The organism is Micromonospora sp. M61 (assembly GCF_018070245.1).
GTDB lineage: Bacteria > Actinomycetota > Actinomycetes > Mycobacteriales > Micromonosporaceae > Micromonospora > Micromonospora zamorensis.
In genome coordinates, this window is sequence record NZ_JAGPYA010000031.1 from 62,555 (window position 1) to 82,093 (window position 19,539).

Sequence of the window (19,539 nt, forward strand, 5' to 3'; positions counted from 1 at the left end):
ATGAGCGTCACCTGTCCAGGAGTGCGGGATGAGGGGTGAGCAGGCGGCGGCACGCGTCCGCCACCTGCGTCGGGGCCGTCGTGACCACGTTGTGCGCGGCGCCGGGGACGACCACCAGGTCGGCGTCCGGCACCAGCCGGGCGGCCTCGTCCCGCCACGGCGCCGGTACGACCGGGTCGCGCGCACCGGTCACGACGAGAGTGGGCGCGGTGACGCGGACGAGGTCCGCCTCGATCGCGTTGTGCACCGAGTGCGACAGCGTCGCGAAGACCCGCCAGGGCCGGGCGTTCCAGACGTCCCGGACCAGGATCGGCGCCTGCAACGGCGCTTCGCGCAGGCAGTCCACCAGCCACCGGCCGAACAGGGCCGTGCGGGACCGTGCGGACGGGTCACTGGTCGGTCCGGCCAACACCAGAGCGCGTACCGCGTCCGGGTGGTTCGCGGCGAGCGCGGCGGCCACCTCCGCGCCGAACGAGTGACCGAGCAGGCAGACCGGCGGCAACCGGTACGCGGCCAGCCAGGCGGCCACGTGCTCGGCGTGAGCGGCCACGTCGTACGCGCCCTGGGGGTGCTCGCTCAGCCCGAAGCCGGGCAGGTCCGGCACGTACACCGGGTGGGTGGGGGAGAGCGCGACGGCCAGCGCGGTGAGGTACCGGTGCGAGACCGCCAGGCCGTGCAGCAGCACCACGGGAGGCGCCCCGGTGCCCGGGTCGGCCCCGCGCCGGGTGTGGGTGCGCAGTCCGTCGACGAGCCGCCACTCGCTGGTCAGCCCGGAGGCCGACCGGGGAGCGGCCATGGCGAGCCGCAGCTCGGCCGGGCCGAACCGGCCTGCGGGCGTCAGACGGGTCGACTCCTCCGACTCACCGGTCGGGTTCACAGCTCGCGCAACCGGGGCAGCAACTGCTCCTGCGCCCAGTCGAGGAACATGGGCTGGGTCTCCCCACCGACCTGGATGATCGCCACGTGGGTGAAGCCGGCGTCGACGAACTTGCGGAACGCCTCCACGTGCGCGTCCACGTCCGGGCCGCAGGGGACGCCCTCGGCGACGTCCTCCTCCCGGACGAACTGGGTGGCGGCGGCGAAGGAGTCCGGCCCGGGCAGGTCGGCGTTGACCTTCCAACCCATCCCGAACCAGCGGAACTGGTCGTGCACGATCTTGCGACACTCCGCCTCGTCGGGGCCGTAGCAGATGGCCACCTGTCCGTAGCGGGGCTGACCGGCGCCGCCGGCGTCGTCGTACATCTCGATGATGTGCCGGTCGGGTTCGGTGGAGATGATGCCGTTGCCGTACTCGGCGGCCAGCGTCGCGGACTGTCGACCGGACGCGGCGACGGCCATCGGCACCGGCCGCTCCGGCCGGTCCCAGATGTAGGCGTCGGGCACGTCGAAGTGGTTGCCGGAGAAGGTCAGCGTCTCCCCGTTGAGCAACGGCCGGATGATCTGCAACGCCTCCTCGAACATCTCGTGGCGTTGCTGCACGTGCGGCCACCCGCCGACCACGTGCTCGTTCAGGTTCTCGCCCGCACCGAGGCCGAGGGTGAACCGGCCGTCGGAGAGCGCGCCGATCGTGCTGGCCTTCTGCGCCACGACGGCCGGGTGGTAGCGGCGGATCGGGCAGGTCACGAAGGACATCAGCTCCGCGCGGGAGGTGGCGTGGGCGACCGCGCCGAGCACCGACCAGGCGTACGGCGAGTGGCCCTGCGAATCCAGCCAGGGGTAGTAGTGGTCGGACATCACGAGCTGGTCGAATCCGGCGGCCTCGGCGCGTACCGCGTGGTCCACCAGTTGCTTGGGACCGGCCTGCTCGCCCATCAGGGTGTAACCGACGCTGACCATCCTGTATCCCCTTTCACCGACGGATCATTCCCGGGATACCCAGGTCGGCGGCCGTCAACCCTCCCGTCCGGTTCGACGCCGGTGCTGCTTGACGGATCGCGGCGACCTGCCTACCGTCGCTCTTAACCGGTTAAGAGCCGGCTGTGGCGCACATCCTGTGGTGGGGATGATCGCCCCGTGACGGCCCGCGTTCGCGTGGGCCGTTGCGGCTGTCTGGGCTCGGAGCCTGCCAACTGAACCGGTTGCGGTGGCCAACCCATCGTCCTACGCTGATGCCTGCGCGCCGGGATCCGGGCGCGGCTGCCGGGCTGCAGCCGCCTTCCCCTGTCACGTCCCACCCCTGTCGGGCACCGGGGGTCCTCCCTGAGGAAGGCCATGAAGACTCGACTCTCCGCCGTCGCGGCGGCCCTGCTCGCGCTGCTCGTCGCCGTGCTGGCATTCGGCCAGCCGGCGCACGCCGCGGCTGGTTTCTCCGTCGCGAACGGCAGGTTGTACGACGCCAACGGCACCGAATTCGTCATGCGCGGCGTCAACCACGCCCACACCTGGTATCCGCAGCAGACCAGCTCGTTCGCCGACGTCAAGGCGCTCGGCGCGAACACTGTGCGGGTGGTGCTCTCCAGCGGCGACCGGTGGACGCGCAACACCAACGCCGACGTCGCCAACGTCATCTCGACGTGCAAGGGCAACCGGCTGATCTGCGTGCTGGAGGTGCACGACACCACCGGGTACGGCGAACAGAGCGGTGCCATCACTCTCGACCGCGCCGTCGACTACTGGCTCAGTCTCGCCGACGTCCTCGCCGGCCAGGAACGATTCGTGATCGTCAACATCGGCAACGAGCCGTACGGCAATCAGAACTACGCTTCCTGGGCCACCGACAACGCCAACGCGATCAAGCGCCTGCGTGCCGGCGGGCTGACCCACACGATCATGGTGGACGCGCCGAACTGGGGACAGGACTGGTCGTTCACCATGCGCGACAACGCCGCGTCGGTCTTCGCCGCGGACCCGGCCCGCAACACCGTCTTCTCCATCCACATGTACGGGGTCTTCGACACCGCCGCGGAGATCAGCGACTATCTGGGCCGCTTCCGTTCCGCGGGGCTGCCCATCGTGGTCGGTGAGTTCGGCTTCAACCACTCCGACGGTGACCCGGACGAGGACACCATCCTCGCCTACAGCCAGGCGAACGGGATCGGCTGGCTCGGTTGGTCGTGGAGTGGCAACGGCGGCGGCGTGGAATATCTCGACCTGGCCACCTCGTTCAACCCGGCCAACCTGACCACCTGGGGTCAGCGGCTCTTCAACGGCGCCAACGGCATCCGGCAAACGGCCCGGGAGGCCAGCGTCTTCAGCAGTTTGCCGCCGACCACCCCGCCGCCCACGACGCCGCCCCCGACCACGCCGCCCCCGACCACGCCGCCCCCGACCACGCCTCCACCTGCGGGTGGCTGCACGGCGACCTACACGGTGACCGGCCAGTGGCAGGGCGGCTTCCAGGGTGAGGTGCGGGTGACCGCCGGCAGCGCCGCGATCACGGGCTGGACCACCCGGTGGACGTTCGCCAACGGCCAGAGCGTCAGCCAGACCTGGAGCGCGACAGTGACCAGCAGCGGGGCCACCGTGACCGCCCGCAACGTGGACTACAACGGCCGACTGGCCGCCGGTGCCAGCACCACCTTCGGATTCATCGGCGGCTGGACCGGCACCAACAGCCTGCCGGCGGTGAGCTGCACGGCGAGCTGACCGTCGCACCGGTGGCTGGGTCCGTGTCGGACCCGGCCACCGGGAACCGTCCTGGTCAGTGCTCCCCGGTCAGGTTCACGATGACCACCCCGGCGATGATCAGCGCGATGCCGGTGAGCTTGGCGAGCCCCACCGACTCACCCAGGAACACCGCCCCGATCGCCACGATGGCCGCGGTGCCCAGACCCGACCAGAGGGCGTACGCGACGCCCACCGGGATCTCCTTGACGGCCTGGGCCAGCAGGAGGAACGCCAGCGCGTAGCCACCGAGACACGCCACCGTCGGCCAGAGCCGACTGAACCCGGCGGTGCTCTTGATCAGGCTGGTCGCCACCACCTCGGCGAGAATGGCAATCCCCAGCAGCACGTACGCCATGCGTCCCCTTGGTCCTTCGTGGTAGATGAACCCGTCGTCGTCGCCCAGGCTAGTGCCGGCGCTGTCCTTGCCCCGCTGACCCGCCCCACCTCAGGTTGATGTCAAGCCAACCGTCGCGTGGCGTCCGTGTGGCATCCCCGCCGCCCACCGCTGCGGGCTGCGCCGTCGTCGGTCACGCCGCCGCCCTGGGCCGTTTCCTCGCGCTGGGGTCCGCGACAGGGCTGGGGGCAGGGCTGGCAGGGTAGATCTTGGACACTTTCCGTTCCGCGCTAACTGTCGTGTCCCGAGACATGTGTCAAGGGGAAGTCCCGATAGATGTGTCATGAGTTGTTGATCAGGCTGCTCGGGTGAGGCTGATGTAGGTCCGGTCGGGGTTGAGGTGGAAGTGGCCGAGGGGTTGTCCGTCGCGGTTGTAGATGGTGATTCGGTTTTGGTCGCGGATGGCGGTGACGGTGGCGCCGGCGTGGGTGGTGCCGACGCTGGTGCGGTGCCCGGCGACGGTGATGGCGCCGGTGCTGCCTACGAGGCAGCGGTGCAGGGTGGCGTCGGTTTGCCTGGGCAGGCTGGTCGGCCCGCCGAGGCTGGGCGCGTCTGTCCAGGCCTGGGCGGGGGTGGCGCGTCGCGGTAGGGCGCTGTGGCGTCGTTCGGTGTTGTAGTAGCGGCGGTAGGCGTCTAGCAGGTTCTGCAGTTCGGGGCAGGTGGTGGGGGTGGGCTGGGTACTCAGCCATTTCTTGAGGGTTTGGTGGTGGCGTTCGACCTTGCCGCAGGTCTGCGGGTGGTAGGGGCTGGAGTTGATCGGCCGGACATTGTGTTGCAGGAGGTACTGGACGAACGTGGAGATCGATCCGGGCCGGGTTAGTCGGCTGGTGAACGCGGTGCCGTTGTCGGATAACACGATCGCCGGGGCCCCGTACTCGGTGAACGCCTGCCTGACCGCGGTGACGGCGCCTTCGGCGGTCTCCGCGGTCGTCGTGTGACAGCCGACGAGGGTTCGGGTGCAGTCGTCCAGGACGTCGAAGACCGCGGCGAGGCTGCCGTCGGCGAGCCGGACGTTCGTGGCGTCGATCTGGTAGCAGTCCCGGGGCCGGGCGTAGACGAAGCGTCGAAACGAGCTGCGCGGCCGTTTCGCCGGGTTGCGTTCGAGCAGGTCATGCCGGCCCAGGACCCGGTTGATCGTCGACCTCGAGGGCACCAGCCACGCCGGAGCAGTGGCGTTGTGCAGCTCGATCAGGGCGTCGTGGATGAAGTCGGCCCCGTTGTCCAGGCCGAGTTCGACGCGCAGCTTGCAGATCCACGCATCCAGCTCCGGTGGCGTCACCCGCGGACTGCTACGCGGCCGCCGGGACCGCTCCTGCCATTCGCCCACGTCCCGGATCCGCGCCTGATGCCGGTACACGGTACGGACCGACACACCATGCTCGCGCGCGAACTCAGCCGCGTTGACCCGCACCCCAGCAGCCAACTGGGCATCGAGCAGGTTCATGACACGCCGCCGAGAAGCCATGCCAGGCACCATCTACCAGCACGCCCAAGATCCCTACCAAGTGACACATGTATCGGGACTTCAACACTGACAGATGTCATGGGACTGAATAGTTCCGCGCTAACGGAAACTGTCCAAGATTGCCCACTGTGGCGGGTGAAGCTGCCTGGATCACGCCGCGCGGGACGAGTTGATCCCTGTCGTTACGGGAGATCGACGGACTCGGCGGCGAGCCGGGCCGCTCGCATGGTGAGATAGCGCTGCTCGGGCAGGCTGCTCGTCCGCGCGGCGGCGGCCCGGTAGTCGACGATCGCCTGCTCGCGGTCACCGGCCATCTCGTGCAGGTGGGCGCGGGCGGCGGGCAGCCGGTGGTGCCCGGCCAACCGGGGGTCGTCGGCCAGGGCGTCGAGGGCGGCGAGACCCGCTGCCGGCCCGTGCACCATGGCCGTTGCCACGGCCCGGTTGAGTGCCACCACCGGGCTGCCGACGAGCCGTTCCAGCACCTCGTAGAGCGCCAGGATCTGCGGCCAGTCGGTCTGCTCGGTGCTCGTTGCCTCGTCGTGCAGGGCGGCGATGGCGGCCTGTACCTGGTACGGGCCGACCGGCCCACGCGGCAACGCCCGGGTGACGAGGGCGACGCCCTCGGCGATCGCCGTCGCGTCCCAACGGCCGCGATCCTGGTCGGCCAGTGAGATCAGCTCGCCGGACGGCCCGGTCCGTGCCGGGCCGCGCGCCTCGGTGAGCAGCATCAACGCCAGTAGACCGGCCGACTCGCTGTCGTCGGGCAGCAACGCGTGCAGTGCGCGGGTCAGCCGGATCGCCTCGGCCGCGAGGTCGATCCGGCGCAGGTCCGGGCCGGTGGTGCTGGTGTGCCCCTCGGTGAAGACCAGGTAGAGCACCTGCCGTACGGCCGCCAGTCGGTCGGACCGCTCCTCCGGCTCGGGCATCCGGAACGACAGCCCGGACGCGCGGATGCGCTGCTTGGCACGGCTGATCCGCTGGGCCATGGTCGCCTCGGGCACCAGGAACGCGCGGGCGATCTCGGCGGTGCTCAGTCCGCCGACGGCGCGCAGGGTCAGCGCCACGGCCGACGTCGGGGCGAGCGCCGGGTGGCAGCAGAGGAAGAGCAGGACCAGGGTGTCGTCCCGCTCGGCGGTCAACTCGTCGTCGGCGGCGGGTGCGTACCGCTGGTCGTCCGGGTCCCGACGGGCTACCAGGTCCTCCCGTCGGCGCCGGGCCTGTTCGCCCCGGATCAGCTCGATCATCCGGCGGTAACCGACCTGGATCAGCCACCCCCGTGGATTCGCCGGCAGCCCATCGACCGGCCACTGGGTTGCAGCGGCCAGCAGTGCCTCCTGCACCGCGTCCTCGGCGGTGGCGAAGTCACCGAAACGACGGGCGAGCACGCCGAGGACCTGCGGCGCCAGCTCGCGCAGCAGGTCCTCGACGTGGGGATCGGTGGCCAGCGTTCACAGCTCCTGCGGTGGGGCGGACATCACCGGGTGCACCTCGATCGGCATGTTCAGCGGCCGTCCGCCGGGGCCGGGCGCGGTGGAGATGTGCGCGGCCAGCTCCACCGCCCGCTGCGGGCTGTCGCAGTCCACGATCCAGAAGCCGGCGAGGAACTCCTTCGTCTCGGCGAACGGCCCCTCGGTGACCACCGGCGTGCCGCCCTCCCCGGCGCGGACGATCTGGGCCTGCTGCGGGCCGCCGAGGCCCTGCCCGTCGACCCACTCCCCGGCGGCGGTGAGCTTCTCGTTGACCTCGCCCATGAACGCGATGTGCGCCTGGACCTCCGCCGGGGTCCAGGTGTCGATGCTCGGGAAGTCGGTCCCGGCGGCGCTGAACTGCATCAGCAGCATGTACTTCATGGTTTGCTCCTCACAGCTACGCACCATCCTCGGTGCTCTCACCCTGAGGTAGAAGCAGCCAGAGCCGTTCTCGACACCCCGCCCGAAGAATCTCCAGAATCTTTTCAGTCGACGGCGTCGACCTCCAGCACCAGGCTCTGCTCCGGGTGCAGCGCGGGCAGTTGGACACCCATCCGGGCCAGTGCCGCCCCGCTCAGGACGACGCCGCCCGCGAGCCGGCCCGGTGCGGACCGGTCGATGGTCGCCGGCGCCGGCACGTCGGATGCCGGCCGCACCCGGTAACGGCGGTCCGGGTCCAGGCCCGGCAGCCGGACGGGGCCGGGGTACGGCGTCGCGGAGGTGGCCAGCCGCGCCACCGCGTACACCGCTCGGGTGCCGTCGTGGTCGATGACGCCGTGCGCCCAGACGGCCGGGTCGGGGTGGTCGACCCGGACTACCCGGCCGGCGTGCAGCAGCGGGCGCAGCCGCTTGTGCAGTGCCACCCAGGCAGCCAGTTCGGTCTGCTCGTCGGTGCTGATCGAGGCGATGTCCCACTCGATGCCGTGGTGGCCGAAGAGTGCGGTGGCCGCCCGGAATCCGAGGTCGTGCACGCGGTTGGTGGTGTGCGAGCGTTGCGGGCCGATGTGCGTGCCGATCAGCTCCGGCGGCAGCAGCAGGCCGGTCCAGCGCTGGATGCTGAGCCGTTCCAGGGCGTCGTTGCAGTCGCTGGCCCAGACCCGGTCGGTGCGCGCCAGGATGGCCAGGTCCACCCGGGCCCCGCCGGACGAACAGCTCTCGATCTCCAGATCCGGGTGGAGGCTGCGCAACTCGTCGAAGAGCCGGTAGACCGCAAGGGTCTGCCCGTGCACCCCCGGGTGGCCGTGGTGCCCGGCCTCGGTGAGGTCCCGGTTCTGGTCCCACTTGAGATAGCTGATGCCGGGGTGTTCGGTGAGCAGCGCGTGGAGCCGGTCCCGCACGTGGTCGTACGCCTCCGGGCGGCCCAGGTCGAGCACCTGCTGGTTGCGCCAGGACGGCGGCAGTCGCCCCGGTACGGCCAGCAGCCAGTCGGAGTGCGCGCGGAACAGGTCGGAGTCGGGGTTGACCATCTCCGGTTCCACCCAGAGACCGAACTGAAGGCCCCGACCGGTCACGTGGTCGATCAGCGGTTGCAGGCCGTCGGGCCAGACGCCCTCGTCGACGTACCAGTCGCCGAGGCCGGCGGTGTCGTCGCGCCGACCGCGGAACCAACCGTCGTCGAGCACGAACCGCTCCACGCCAATCTGCGCGGCCCGGTCGGCGAGGGCCCGCAGACGGTCCAGGTCGTGGTCGAAGTAGACCGCCTCCCAGACGTTGAGGGTCACCGGGCGGGGGGAGCGCGGGTGCCCGGGCCGGGCCCGCAGGTGCGTGTGCAGCACGTCGCTGAGCCCGTCCAGCCCGGTGTCGGACCAGACCGCGTAGAGCAACGGAGACTCGTACGACTCGCCGGGGCCGAGCCGGATCTCACCGGGGGTGAGCAGCTCGCCGCCACCGAGGGTCGACTCGCCGGTGGGCCGGCGCTCGGCGAAGGTGACGTGGTCGCCGCTCCACGCGGTGTGCACCCCCCACACCTCGCCGTGGCCGAAGCCGAACCCGGCGGTGCCCGCCACCAGCAGCAGTGTGGCGTCGTGACCGGTGCGACCGTGTCGACCCTCGCGCACCCAGGCGCCCTGCTGCCACCGGTGCCGCTGCGGGGACCGCTCCCGGCACCACCGGCCGGTCAGGTCGAGCAGCTCGGTGGCGACCGCCGGCACCGGCAGCACCGGGGTCAGCTCCCGTAGCTCGTAGGCCGTGTCGCCGTCGTTGCGCAGCCGGTGCCGAACGGTCAGCAGGCCGTGCGGGTCGAGCATGATCTCGCTGGTCAGGGTCAGCCCTGCGGCCGGGTCCGACGCCCGCACGGTCAGCAGCGCCGCGCCGGGCCCGTCGTCGCGCACGTCCAACCTGTCGAGGCGGAAGGAGGTGGACCAGTCCCGTCCGTCGCGGTGCCCGGCCAGCCCCGGCCGGCCACTCCAGCCCGCACTCGCTTCCGGCAGCAGCGACAGCACGGGCGGCTCGTCGAAGCTGCTCGGCACCACCGGCGGCACTGTCGCGTCCACGAGCTCGCGCAGGCCGTCGTCGTCGAGGTCGCCGACGTCGCCGCCCCAGTGCACGACCCGGGGCAGCCCCGGGCCGCGCGCGTCGAGCACCAAACTGGTCCGCGCGCGGCGCAGGTGCAGGATCGTCATCCCTTTGAGGCTCCCAAGGTCAGGCCCCGGACGAAGTGCCGCTGGAGCATAAAGAAGATCACCAGGGTGGGGATCGCGACGAGCACGCTGCCCGCCGAGACCAGGTTGTTGTCGGTGAAGAACTCGCCGCGCAGGTTGTTCAGTGAGCTGGTCACCGGGAACTTGTCGCCGGTGCGCATCAGGACGGTGGCCCAGAAGAACTCGTTGTAGATCCAGGTCACCTCAAGGGTCGCCAGCGCGGCCAGGGCCGGCCGGCACAGCGGCATGGTGACCTGCCAGTACTGCCGCCAGATGCTCGCCCCGTCGACCATCGCCGCCTCGTACAGGTCGCGCGGTAGCGCCTTCATGTAGTTGCTGAGCACGAAGACGCAGAATCCACACTGGAAGGCGACGTTGATCAGGATCAGGCCCCAGTAGCTGTCGTACAGCAGCTCCGAGTCGCTCATGAACTCCGGCAGTGGCACCTCGGTGAACACCCGGAACAGTGGGATGAGCAGCGCCTGCTGGGGCAGCAGGTTGGCCGCGGTGAACACCCCGAGCAGCACGATGTTGAGCTTCCAACTGAACCGGGCGATCACGAACGCCACGCAGGAGGCGAGGAAGAGGGTCAGCAGCACGGCCGGCACGGTGATGTAGACCGAGTTGAGGAAGTGCTGGCCGAACTCCGCCGTCTGCCAGGCGGTGACGTAGTTGTCGAAGGTCCAGCCGCCGAACGAGACGTAGCCGTTGGCGGCGGTGTAGTCGTACGAGCGCAGAGAGGTCAGCACCGCCCAGGCGATCGGGAAGAGCCAGGCCAGTGCGACGACGATGAGGAAGCCGTGCAGCAACAGCCGCAGCGGGGTCAGCTTGCGGCGGCGCGCCGGCGCCTCGGGCTCGCCCTCGGTGGGCCGGGTGACGGTCGCGGTGCTCATTCCCGGTTCTCCCTCATCACGGTCGCCAGGTAGATGGTGATGAAGACCAGCGAGACGATCAGCATGATCGTCGCCAGCGCCGAGCCGAACCCGATCCGGCTCGCCTCACCCACCACGTTCTGGGTGACCAGCGCCGAGATCAGCTCCAACCCGTTGCGGCCCTTGTTGACCACCCAGACCAAATCGAACGCGCGCAGCGACTCGATCACCGTCACCACCAGCACGATGATGTTGATCGGCCGCAGCACCGGGAAGACGACCCGGAAGAAGGTGCGGCTCTCCGAGGCGCCGTCGACCGCCGCGGCCTCCCGCAACGACGGGTCGACGCCCTTCAGCCCGGCCAGGTAGAGCAGCATGATGTACCCGACGTGCCGCCAGCCGGAGGCGACCATGACCGCCCAGATGTTGACGCTGGAGTCGCCGTACCAGTCGACGTTGCTGCCGAACACCGCGTTGATCAGGCCCTGGTCGCGGGAGTACAGCAGCTGCCACACGAAGCCGATGAGCGCCAGCGAGAGCACCACCGGCAGGTAGAGCGCGGTCTGGTAGAAGCGGCTGCCTTTCAGCTCCTTGTCGAGCAGGACGGCCAGGAACATGCCGAACGGAGTGGCGATCACGAACAGGACCGCCAACCACAGCAGGTTGTGCTGGACCGCCGGCACGAACGGCGGATAGTTGTTCACCACGTCGCTGTAGTTGCGGGCGCCGATGAACTCGATTTCGTTGAGGGGGCCGATGCCGTCCCAGTTGGTGCCGGAGAGCAGCACGGTGGCCGCCGCCGGCAGCCAGACGAACCCGGTGACGAGCAGCAGCGGGACGAGCACCATCAGCGTGATGACCACGCGGTCGGTGCGGGACAGGAGCCGTAGCCGCCGACGACGGCCACGACCACCCGTGGAGGTGGTCGCGGCCGGCGGCGGCACGGCGCGATCCGCTTGGATCAGGGGCAGGTCGGACACGATGTCCTCCCCTTTCCGCCGTCAGTCAGTGAAGATCGACTTTTTCTGGTTCTCGATGGACGAGGTGAGCCCGCTGATGTCCTTGGGGTTCTTGATGAACTGCTGGATCGCCGGGATGATCACCGTCGAGGCGAAGTCCGGCCGGGTGTCACGGTCGAGGAACTGGGCGATCTCGGTGGCCGAGCCGACCAGCTCGGCGGCCTTCTTCTGCAACGCGGTGTAGCCGCTGACGTCGGCGCTGCTGTTGGCGACGAGGGTGGCCGGGTCGTTCTTCACCGTGATGTTCGCGGCGTCCTTGCCGCCCACGTACTCCAGCAGTTTTCTGGCGTTGGCCTCGTTCTTGGGCTTGCGGGCCATCATGTAGCCGTCGATCGGCGCGTCCAGCGCCTTGGCCCCGATCGCCGGGTCGATCTCCGGGAAGGTGAAGAAGTCGAGGTCGCTCTGCTCCTCGTTGCTGAACTGCTGGCCGACGAAGAGGCCGAGCAGGTACATGCCGCTCTTCTTCTGCTGAAGCGACTGCGCCGCCTCCTGCCAGGTGCGGCCGAGGCTGTCCGGCTGGTGCAGGGGGAGCAGACCAGCCCAGGTGTCGAAGACCTTCTTGACCTTGTCGGAGGTCCAGGCCTCCTTGCCGGCCATCAGGTCGATGTGGAACTGGTAGCCGTTGATCCGCAGGTTGAGGATGTCGAAGGTGCCCATCGCCGGCCAGCCGTCCTTGTCGGCGAACGCGATCGGGGTGAGGCCGTCCCTCTTCATCTGCGCGCTGAGCGCGGTGAGCTGGTCCAGGGTCGTGGGCACCTGGTAGCCGTACTGCTGCCACACCGACTTGCGGTAGAACATCGCCCACGGGTAGTACGACGAGGGTACGAAGTACTGCTTGTCGTCGTCCCCGGTGGACGCTTTCTTGAAGGCGTCGGAGAAGCCGGAGAGTTTGCCCCACACGTCACTGATGTCGCTGGCCAGGCCCTTGGCGGCGAAGAAGCGCATCCGGTAGCCGGCGAACCACATGTAGACGTCGTCCGGCTTGCCCTGCAGGTAGTTGTTGATGTTCTCCTGGTACGTGTTGTGGTCGACCGTGTTGATCGCCGGCGTGATGCCGGACGCGGTCTTGAACCCGTCCATGACCTTGGCGGTGACGTCCTTGGGCTTCGGGTCGGACTGGTTCGAGCCGACTGACACGTCCTTCGAGTCCGACCCGGAACCGGAGTCGTCGCCGCAACCGGCGAGCAGGCCGGTGCCGAGCAGCGCGCCGGTGCCGGCAGCGCCGGCCAGCAGCGAGCGTCGGTTGAGGCCGGCGACCGAGGGTGGTACGAGCCGAGCCAGGTACTCGGCTTGGGATTGGGGACGGGACATCTGTGCCTCCTGCGGGTGAAGAGGTGCTACGCCCAAGGGTCATCAGGGTGGTGAAGGCAGAGCGGCCGCCGTGGTCAGCGATCGGGATTCACCGAGAACCCACATTGACGAACACGAACGGCCATTGGGGGCTCAAAGTACCGCTCCGACGGGCGCTGTCAAGAGGGCGTTCCGCCTCCGCTAACCCAGTTGTGACATGGCTGTTACGAGGTAAACGTTGGAAAAAAATCCATGTTGGAACCTGTTGACTTGCGTGTCCGGGCCGGTGCACCCTCAGCTCTCATGCGGCGATGGCAGGGTGACGGCATCTATTTCGGCGGCGACTACAACCCCGAGCAGTGGCCCCAGCAGACCTGGTCCGAGGACATCGAGCTGATGCGCCGGGCCGGGGTCAACCTGGTCTCGGTCGGCATCTTCTCCTGGGCCCTGCTGGAGCCCACACCGGGCCGGTTCGAGTTCGGATGGTTGGACCGGGTGCTGGACCTGCTGCACGACGGCGGCATCCAGGTCGACCTCGCCACCGCCACCGCCAGCCCACCGCCGTGGCTGGCCCGCGCGCACCCGGAGACGTTGCCCCGCCGCGCCGACGGCGCGATCCTCTGGCCCGGCGGACGACAGGCGTACTGCCCCAGCTCGCCGGTGTTCCGGGAACGGTCGCTGGAGCTGGTGCGAGCGGTCGCCGGCCGGTACGCCGAGCACCCGGCCGTGGTGATGTGGCACATCTCCAACGAGTTGGGCTGCCACAACGTGCACTGCTACTGCGACGTCAGCGCCGAAGCGTTCCGCGGCTGGCTGCGGGCGCGCTACGGCGACCTGGACCAGCTCAACGACGCCTGGGGCACCGCGTTCTGGAGCCAGCGCTACGGCGACTGGGCCGAGATCAACCCGCCGCGTACCGCGCCGACCTTCGCCAACCCCACGCAGCAACTCGACTTCCTGCGCTTCTCCTCCGACGAGCAGCGCGCCCAGCTGCGCGCCGAACGGGAGGTGCTGCGGACGTTGGTTCAGCAGCCGGTCACCACCAACTTCATGATCGGCATGGGCGTCAAGCACATGGACTACCACTCCTGGGCCGACGACGTGGACCTCGTCTCCAACGACCACTACCTGACCGCCGCCGACCCGCAGGGACATCTCGGGCTGGCGCTCGCCGCCGACCACACCCGGGGCGTCGCCGGCGGTGATCCGTGGCTGCTCATGGAGCACTCCACCAGCGCGGTCAACTGGCAGCCGCGCAACGTGGCCAAACTTCCCGGACAGCTGCGCCGCAACAGCCTGGCGCACGTCGCCCGGGGCGCGGACGGCGTGCTGTTCTTCCAGTGGCGCGCCTCCCGGGCCGGCGCCGAGAAGTTCCACTCCGCGCTGGTGCCGCACGCCGGGCCGGACACCAAGGTGTTCCGCGAGGTCTGCCAGCTCGGCGCGGACCTGAAGGCGCTGGCCGAGGTGCGCGGCAGTCGGGTGGACGCCGAGGTGGCGGTCCTGTTCGACTGGGACGCGTGGTGGGCGGTCGAGTTGGATTCACACCCCAGCGCCGACGTCACCTACGCCGACCGGCTGAGCGCCCTCCACGGGGCGCTGTGGCGGGCCGGCGTGACCGCCGACATCGTCCACCCGTCGGCGGACCTCAGCGGCTACCGACTGGTCCTGGCACCGACCCTCTACCTGGTGCGGGACGCCGACGTCGAGGCGCTGCACCGCTACGTCGAGGGCGGTGGCACCGCCGCCGTCACCTACTTCAGCGGCATCGTCGACGCGAACGACCACATCCGGCTGGGCGGTTACCCGGGCGCGTTCCGTGAGCTGCTCGGCGTACGGACCGAGGAGTTCTTCCCGCTGCGGGAGGGCGAACAGGTCCGGCTCGACGACGGGAGCACCGCGGACGTGTGGACCGAGTGGCTGCACCCCGAGGGCGCCGAGGTGCTGGCGTCGTACACCGATGGGCCCTTGCCGGGTGTGCCGGCGCTGACCCGCCACCGGGTCGGCGACGGCGCCGCCTGGTACGTCGGCACCCGGCTGGACGAGCCGGCCACCGACCGGTTGGTCGCCCGACTCGTCGACGAGGCCGGTGTCCGCCCGGCCGCGTCGGCACCGTCCGGTGTGGAGGTTGTCCGTCGACGCGACGGCGACCGGAGCTGGCTGTTCGTCATCAACCACACCGATGCCGAGGTGCGGCTCCCGGTGCGCGGCACGGAGTTGCTGACCGGGGCGCACTGCGCCGGTGAGCTGACCCTGCCGGCCGGTGAGGTGGCGGTCGTCCGGGAGGATCGGGCCGACGACCCGGCCTGACCCCGGCGACAGCCACGGCACGAAGGAGGTTCCCCAGATGCTCGCCCAGCAGCGGCAGACCGCCATCCTCGATCTGATCCGCCAACGGGGCGGCGTGCGCGTCAGCCACCTGGTCAGCCGGTTCGGTGTCTCCGACATGACGATCCGGCGCGACCTGGAGGTGCTGGCCGAGCGCGGTCTGGTGGACAAGGTGCACGGCGGGGCGACGCTCGCCGGGCCAGGTTCGGCCGAGGAGCCAGGCTTCGCGGCGAAGTCGATCCGCCAGCAGGCGGAGAAGCGGGCCATCGCCGAGCGCGCGGCAAGAATGGTGGAGCCGGGGATGGCCATCGCGCTCTCCGCCGGCACCACCACCGCCGCGCTGGCCACCCTGCTCTCCGACGTACGCGGGCTGACCGTGGTGACCAACTCCATCCCGGTGGCCGACGCGCTCTACCAGAACCCGCGCGCGGACCAGACCGTCGTGTTGACCGGTGGCATCCGCACCCCGTCGGACGCGTTGACCGGGCCGGTGGCCGAGGCGGCGATCAGCGCGCTCAACGTCGACCTGCTCTTCCTCGGTGTGCACGGGCTCAGCCCTCGCACCGGGCTCACCACGCCGAACCTGCTGGAGGCCGGTGTCAACCGCTGCCTGATCGGCGCGGCGCGTCGGCTCGTGGTGCTCGCCGACCACACCAAGTGGGAGATCATCGGTATCGCCACCATCGCCCCGCTGGAGGCCGCCGACGTGCTGATCACCGACCGCGGCCTGCCGGCGGAGGCGCGTGCCGCGATCGGCGAGCAGGTCGGTGAGCTGGTGATCGTGGAACCCGACTAGGCCGCGCGCAGGCAGGGTCGTCCGGGCCTGATCGACTCGGGTTCACGAAAGTCGGGGTGTCCGGCTCGGGGTGATGCCCCGGTTTTCAGGAACCCGAGTCGATCAGCTCGCACCGCCGGTTGACGTGCCTGGCAGCATTCGGCCGTGGAGTCGCATGAGGTGGCGGAGTTGTTCGACCAGGCGGTGGAGCGGTTACGTCTGGTGATCGGTTCGGTCGGCACCGACGACGGGTCTGACCTGCTTGGCCACGCCGCCAGCTCGGGTGAGGTGGCCGTCGAGCTGGCCGTCGGGAAACTCGCCGATCCGGATCCTGTGGTGCGCGCGGCGGCGTGCGACCTGCTCGGCGTCGCGAGCAGCCAACACATGGACGTACGCGAGGTCGTGGCAACCGCACTGATCGTGCTGGCGGCGAACGAGCCCGACCCCGAGGTGCACTGGTCGATCGCGCGCGCCCTCGGCGACACCTTCGATGCCCGAGCGCTGCCGACCCTGGTCACCCTGGCGGGCAGCCCCGACGCCGACGTGCGGTTCCATGTCGCGGTCGCAGTGCCAGCGGTGCTCGACGATCCTCCGGTGGAGGTCGGAGTGGCAGCGCTGACAACCCTGTGCACCGACTCAGACCCCGACGTGCGCGAGTGGGCAACCTTCGGCCTCGGCTGGTCGACCACCGCCGACGGCGATGACGTCCGGCGGGCGCTGTGGGACCGCACCCGCGACGTCGAACCGGGGGTACGGGAGGAGGGCGCCCGGGGGCTGGCGCGGCGGCGGGACGCGCGGGCACTTCCACTGGTACGCGAACTCCTCGCGCAGGACGCCGTCCACAGACACACCTTCCAGGCCGCCGCCTACCTGGCGGACCCGTCGCTGCTGCCGCTGCTGGACGGGTTCGACCCGACCGCCGAGGGTGTCGCCGAGGCGCTGCTGGAGTGTGACCCGCTGCGCCGTGCCCAGCGCGACGAGGCGGCCTGGCAGGTCATGACCACGCTGCACCTGCTCCGCCCCGATCTGCGGGTCGCACTCCTCGGCGAGCGGTGCGATCTCGGCCTGTTCCTCGACATCGGCGACGGCTCCGGCCGCTGTTTCGTGGACGCGTTGCTGAACAGAGCCGGGTACGACCCGGCTCGTGCAGTCAAACTGGTGATCGCCGGCGTGACGCGCTGATCGAGCTGGCACGCTTCACAGCCACCTCACAGGGGTGCTGGATAGGGTGCCGTTCGAGTCAACGTCCGACTCCAGCCTGGAGCGGTCGGCGTCGCACAGGAGTTTCGATGGTCTTCAAGAAGATGTTGAGCGCGTTCGGTGTCGGCGGTCCCAGTGTGGACACCGTGCTGACCAACCCCAACACCCGGCCCGGCCTGACCCTCGACGGGCAGGTCAACCTCGTCGGCGGCGACGCCGAGGCAGCCATCGAGCAGGTGGTCATCGGGCTGGTCACCCGGGTCGAGGTCGAAGGACACGACACCGAGTACGCGGGCACGATGGAGTTCCACCGGATGGCGGTCAGCGGAGCGCTCAAGCTCGCCCCGAAGCAGCAGCTCTCCATCCCGTTCCAGCTGCCGGTGCCGTGGGAGACCCCGATCACCGACGTGTACGGCCAGCGCCTGCGCGGGATGACGATGGGCCTGCGCACCGAGCTGGCGATCGCCCGCGCCGTCGACAAGAGCGACCTGGACCAGGTGGCCGTGCACCCGTTGCCGGTGCACGAGCGGATCCTGGAGGCGTTCCAGCGGCTCGGCTTCCGGTTCAAGCACGCCGACCTGGAGCGGGGCCACATCCGTGGTGTCCAGCAGACGTTGCCGTTCTACCAGGAGATCGAGTTCTTCGCCTCCCCGCAGTACGCGAGCACGATCAGGGAGGCCGAGTTGACCTTCGTGACCAGTCAGCGCGGCGTGGAGGTCATCCTGGAGTGCGACAAGCGCGGCGGGTTCCTCAGCGCCGGGCACGACGCCTTCGGCCGCTACCAGGTGTCGCACACCGACGCCGACCGGGTGGACTGGGCGCAGGTCGTCGACGGCTGGCTGCGCGAGACCACCTCCCGCTACGGCAGCCTCCGCTCCCAGTACGGCCCGAGCCACGGCCACAGCCGGGGGCACGGGATGGGCGGCATGGTGGCCGGTGCGGCCCTCGGCGTCGCGGGCGGCATGGTCGCCGGCGAGATGATCGAGGACGCGTTCGAGGGTGACTTCGGCGGCGACTTCGGCGGCGACGAGTAGTCGTCCAGACACGACGATGGCCTCCGGGAGATTCTCCCGGAGGCCATCGTGCGCTGTGGTCGCGCTACCCGCTTAGTGGCGGGCCTTGCGCTCCTCGCTGCTGCGCCAGTTGCTGCCGGCCTTGGCCAGGCCCCGGCTACCGAGGTAGCCGAGCGTCAGCAGGGTGATCAGGAACCAGGCGTTGTCGGCCCGGAAGATGTCCACCCCGGCGGAGTTCTTTCCGACGACCTGCGACGCGCCCAGTACGGCGGCCACCGCGATCAGGTAGATCCAGAACTCGGTGGTCTTGAACGCCTGCTTGGTCTCCGTACCAGGTGCCTGCATGTCGTTGCGACGTCCGTCGCGCATGGCTGGCATCTGCTGGGTGGGCATGTCCCGCATCGAGGCGGGGTTCTGCGGGTCGTTCATCGGCCGGTTCATCGGCCGGGTGGAAGCAGCCTGCGTGCTCATCTGGTCCTCCTCAGGATGCGATGAGTCGTACCTGCATTCCCTCGCCCCGCTACCGCGTTTCGGCCACGGCACGGTTCGCTTTCGTGGCGGGGACAACCCCCGACTACCCGAGGCCCGGGAGCAGGTAACACCGATCGCCGGCCGGAAAAATCCGGCCGGCGATCAGGTGGGCCTGCGTGTCAGCGCAGGCCGTTGCGGATCGCGACGCTCACCAACAGGTCGGGGTCGTCGGTGATGATGCCGTCGACACCGAGGTCGATCACCCGCTGCATGACCGCGGCGTCATCGACGGTGTACGGGATCACCTTCAGGTCGTCCCGCGTCTGAAGGCTCCGGACGTCCGGTCCGTGGAAGTACGCCGGGTTCTCCCGCAGGTACCAGTCCGCCGAGGCGACAGTGCCCTGCTTGGGGTCGTGCACCTGCCAGTTGGCCGAGACCGTGCCCGCACCGGCGGCCCGGGTCAGCTTGCCCAGGTCCTGGTGCTTCCACCAGTCCAGTCCACCGGTCCACGGGCTCTTCACCGACGGGTTCCCGTACACCGCCTGCAACGAGCACTCGTCGGCGAGGGACGTGCACTCGGCCGGGCCGTACTGCCAGACCAGCGCGACCGTACCGATCCGCCGGTCGAGCTGCCGCGCGTACGTGATGGTGCGCCAGTCGAACGACTGGATGGTGGCCCGGTTGGTGAAGCCGGCGCGCTGGATGGCGTCGACGAGCTTGCGGGTGAAGCTGCGGTACGGCTCGGTGTCGTTCACCACCGGGCTGATCTTCGTTTCGATGTTCATTCCGATGTCGGTGCGACCACTCGCCTTCACCAGGGCGAAGACCTCGTCCAGGGTCGGGATCCGGGCACCCGGTGCGGGCACCTGCGCGGGCAGTTCGGGCAGCGTCCTCGTGCCGCAGTCGACGGTCTTGAGCTGCGCCAGGGTCAGCTCGTGCACCGGCTTGCCGACGTACGGGAATTTCCGGTCTCCCGGGCGCACCGGGGCGGTGTCGACGCA

The 19,539-nt window shown here is 69.8% G+C and carries 17 protein-coding genes; 5 read left to right on the forward strand and 12 right to left on the reverse strand.

What is annotated here, in order from left to right; translation table 11 throughout:
- Positions 1-7: 7 nt before the first annotated feature.
- Positions 8-877, reverse strand: a complete 870-nt coding sequence (locus tag KBX34_RS19145) for an alpha/beta hydrolase (protein WP_307871435.1) — start codon at positions 875-877, stop codon at positions 8-10.
- The gene (locus tag KBX34_RS19150; protein ID WP_099851576.1) at positions 874-1,836 is read right to left on the reverse strand and encodes a TIGR03557 family F420-dependent LLM class oxidoreductase; all 963 of its coding nucleotides are present in this window, start codon (positions 1,834-1,836) and stop codon (positions 874-876) included. The genes KBX34_RS19145 and KBX34_RS19150 overlap by 4 nt, the downstream gene beginning before the upstream one ends.
- 375 nt (positions 1,837-2,211) lie before the next feature.
- Here KBX34_RS19150 and KBX34_RS19155 point away from each other — a divergent pair, with 375 nt between their 5' ends.
- Positions 2,212-3,585, forward strand: coding sequence for a cellulase family glycosylhydrolase (locus KBX34_RS19155; RefSeq protein ID WP_210926112.1), 1,374 nt, complete (start codon positions 2,212-2,214; stop codon positions 3,583-3,585).
- 55 nt (positions 3,586-3,640) lie between these two features.
- Here the strand turns inward: KBX34_RS19155 and KBX34_RS19160 are convergent, their stop codons facing one another.
- The 8 genes from KBX34_RS19160 to KBX34_RS19195 all read right to left on the reverse strand — a co-directional run bounded on the left by KBX34_RS19160 (position 3,641) and on the right by KBX34_RS19195 (position 12,775).
- Positions 3,641-3,961 carry a multidrug efflux SMR transporter gene (locus KBX34_RS19160; RefSeq protein WP_099851579.1) on the reverse strand — a complete coding sequence of 107 codons (321 nt, stop codon included), beginning with the start codon at positions 3,959-3,961 and terminating at the stop codon, positions 3,641-3,643.
- Positions 3,962-4,295: 334 nt separating this feature from the next.
- On the reverse strand, positions 4,296-5,465 hold the full coding sequence (locus KBX34_RS19165) for a DDE-type integrase/transposase/recombinase (RefSeq protein ID WP_210926114.1): 1,170 nt from the start codon (positions 5,463-5,465) through the stop codon (positions 4,296-4,298).
- Positions 5,466-5,647: 182 nt separating this feature from the next.
- Positions 5,648-6,910 (reverse strand): RNA polymerase sigma factor, encoded by a 1,263-nt coding sequence (locus KBX34_RS19170; RefSeq protein ID WP_210926129.1) that lies wholly within the window; start codon positions 6,908-6,910, stop codon positions 5,648-5,650.
- 3 nt (positions 6,911-6,913) lie between these two features.
- Complete coding sequence (locus KBX34_RS19175; RefSeq protein ID WP_210926115.1) at positions 6,914-7,315, reverse strand: YciI family protein; 402 nt, start codon at positions 7,313-7,315, stop codon at positions 6,914-6,916.
- A gap of 104 nt (positions 7,316-7,419) precedes the next feature.
- Positions 7,420-9,555, reverse strand: a complete 2,136-nt coding sequence (locus KBX34_RS19180) for an alpha-galactosidase (RefSeq protein WP_210926117.1) — start codon at positions 9,553-9,555, stop codon at positions 7,420-7,422.
- Complete coding sequence (locus tag KBX34_RS19185) at positions 9,552-10,466, reverse strand: carbohydrate ABC transporter permease (RefSeq protein WP_210794276.1); 915 nt, start codon at positions 10,464-10,466, stop codon at positions 9,552-9,554. The genes KBX34_RS19180 and KBX34_RS19185 overlap by 4 nt, the downstream gene beginning before the upstream one ends.
- Entirely contained in the window at positions 10,463-11,425 is a 963-nt protein-coding gene (locus KBX34_RS19190) for a carbohydrate ABC transporter permease (RefSeq protein WP_088946924.1), read from the reverse strand. Before KBX34_RS19190 ends, KBX34_RS19185 begins: the two co-directional genes overlap by 4 nt.
- A 21-nt stretch (positions 11,426-11,446) precedes the next feature.
- Positions 11,447-12,775, reverse strand: coding sequence for an ABC transporter substrate-binding protein (locus KBX34_RS19195; RefSeq protein ID WP_088946925.1), 1,329 nt, complete (start codon positions 12,773-12,775; stop codon positions 11,447-11,449).
- Between the two features lie 282 nt (positions 12,776-13,057).
- On the opposite strand from KBX34_RS19195, the gene KBX34_RS19200 reads away from it, so the two are divergent.
- From KBX34_RS19200 to KBX34_RS19215, 4 genes are all read left to right on the forward strand, one after another.
- Positions 13,058-15,061, forward strand: a complete 2,004-nt coding sequence (locus tag KBX34_RS19200) for a beta-galactosidase (RefSeq protein ID WP_210926119.1) — start codon at positions 13,058-13,060, stop codon at positions 15,059-15,061.
- A 37-nt stretch (positions 15,062-15,098) separates the two neighbouring features.
- The gene (locus tag KBX34_RS19205; RefSeq protein WP_088946927.1) at positions 15,099-15,875 is read left to right on the forward strand and encodes a DeoR/GlpR family DNA-binding transcription regulator; all 777 of its coding nucleotides are present in this window, start codon (positions 15,099-15,101) and stop codon (positions 15,873-15,875) included.
- A gap of 144 nt (positions 15,876-16,019) precedes the next feature.
- Positions 16,020-17,036 (forward strand): HEAT repeat domain-containing protein, encoded by a 1,017-nt coding sequence (locus tag KBX34_RS19210; protein ID WP_210794278.1) that lies wholly within the window; start codon positions 16,020-16,022, stop codon positions 17,034-17,036.
- A gap of 107 nt (positions 17,037-17,143) precedes the next feature.
- The gene (locus KBX34_RS19215) at positions 17,144-18,088 is read left to right on the forward strand and encodes a sporulation protein (RefSeq protein WP_210794279.1); all 945 of its coding nucleotides are present in this window, start codon (positions 17,144-17,146) and stop codon (positions 18,086-18,088) included.
- A 72-nt stretch (positions 18,089-18,160) separates the two neighbouring features.
- Here the strand turns inward: KBX34_RS19215 and KBX34_RS19220 are convergent, their stop codons facing one another.
- Positions 18,161-18,538 carry a hypothetical protein gene (locus KBX34_RS19220; protein WP_088946929.1) on the reverse strand — a complete coding sequence of 126 codons (378 nt, stop codon included), beginning with the start codon at positions 18,536-18,538 and terminating at the stop codon, positions 18,161-18,163.
- Positions 18,539-18,717: 179 nt separating this feature from the next.
- Positions 18,718-19,539 (reverse strand): glycerophosphodiester phosphodiesterase family protein (locus KBX34_RS19225; protein ID WP_210926121.1); only part of this gene is annotated, 822 nt, incomplete at its 5' end.

Coding starts and splice junctions, on each gene's coding strand:
- KBX34_RS19150 (WP_099851576.1), bottom strand. CDS start 1,836: ATGGTCAGCGTCGGTTACACCCTGATGGGCGAGCAGGCCGGTCCCAAG.
- KBX34_RS19155 (WP_210926112.1), top strand. CDS start 2,212: ATGAAGACTCGACTCTCCGCCGTCGCGGCGGCCCTGCTCGCGCTGCTC.
- KBX34_RS19160 (WP_099851579.1), bottom strand. CDS start 3,961: ATGGCGTACGTGCTGCTGGGGATTGCCATTCTCGCCGAGGTGGTGGCG.
- KBX34_RS19165 (WP_210926114.1), bottom strand. CDS start 5,465: ATGGCTTCTCGGCGGCGTGTCATGAACCTGCTCGATGCCCAGTTGGCT.
- KBX34_RS19175 (WP_210926115.1), bottom strand. CDS start 7,315: ATGAAGTACATGCTGCTGATGCAGTTCAGCGCCGCCGGGACCGACTTC.
- KBX34_RS19180 (WP_210926117.1), bottom strand. CDS start 9,555: ATGACGATCCTGCACCTGCGCCGCGCGCGGACCAGTTTGGTGCTCGAC.
- KBX34_RS19185 (WP_210794276.1), bottom strand. CDS start 10,466: ATGAGCACCGCGACCGTCACCCGGCCCACCGAGGGCGAGCCCGAGGCG.
- KBX34_RS19195 (WP_088946925.1), bottom strand. CDS start 12,775: ATGTCCCGTCCCCAATCCCAAGCCGAGTACCTGGCTCGGCTCGTACCA.
- KBX34_RS19200 (WP_210926119.1), top strand. CDS start 13,058: ATGCGGCGATGGCAGGGTGACGGCATCTATTTCGGCGGCGACTACAAC.
- KBX34_RS19205 (WP_088946927.1), top strand. CDS start 15,099: ATGCTCGCCCAGCAGCGGCAGACCGCCATCCTCGATCTGATCCGCCAA.
- KBX34_RS19215 (WP_210794279.1), top strand. CDS start 17,144: ATGGTCTTCAAGAAGATGTTGAGCGCGTTCGGTGTCGGCGGTCCCAGT.
- KBX34_RS19220 (WP_088946929.1), bottom strand. CDS start 18,538: ATGAGCACGCAGGCTGCTTCCACCCGGCCGATGAACCGGCCGATGAAC.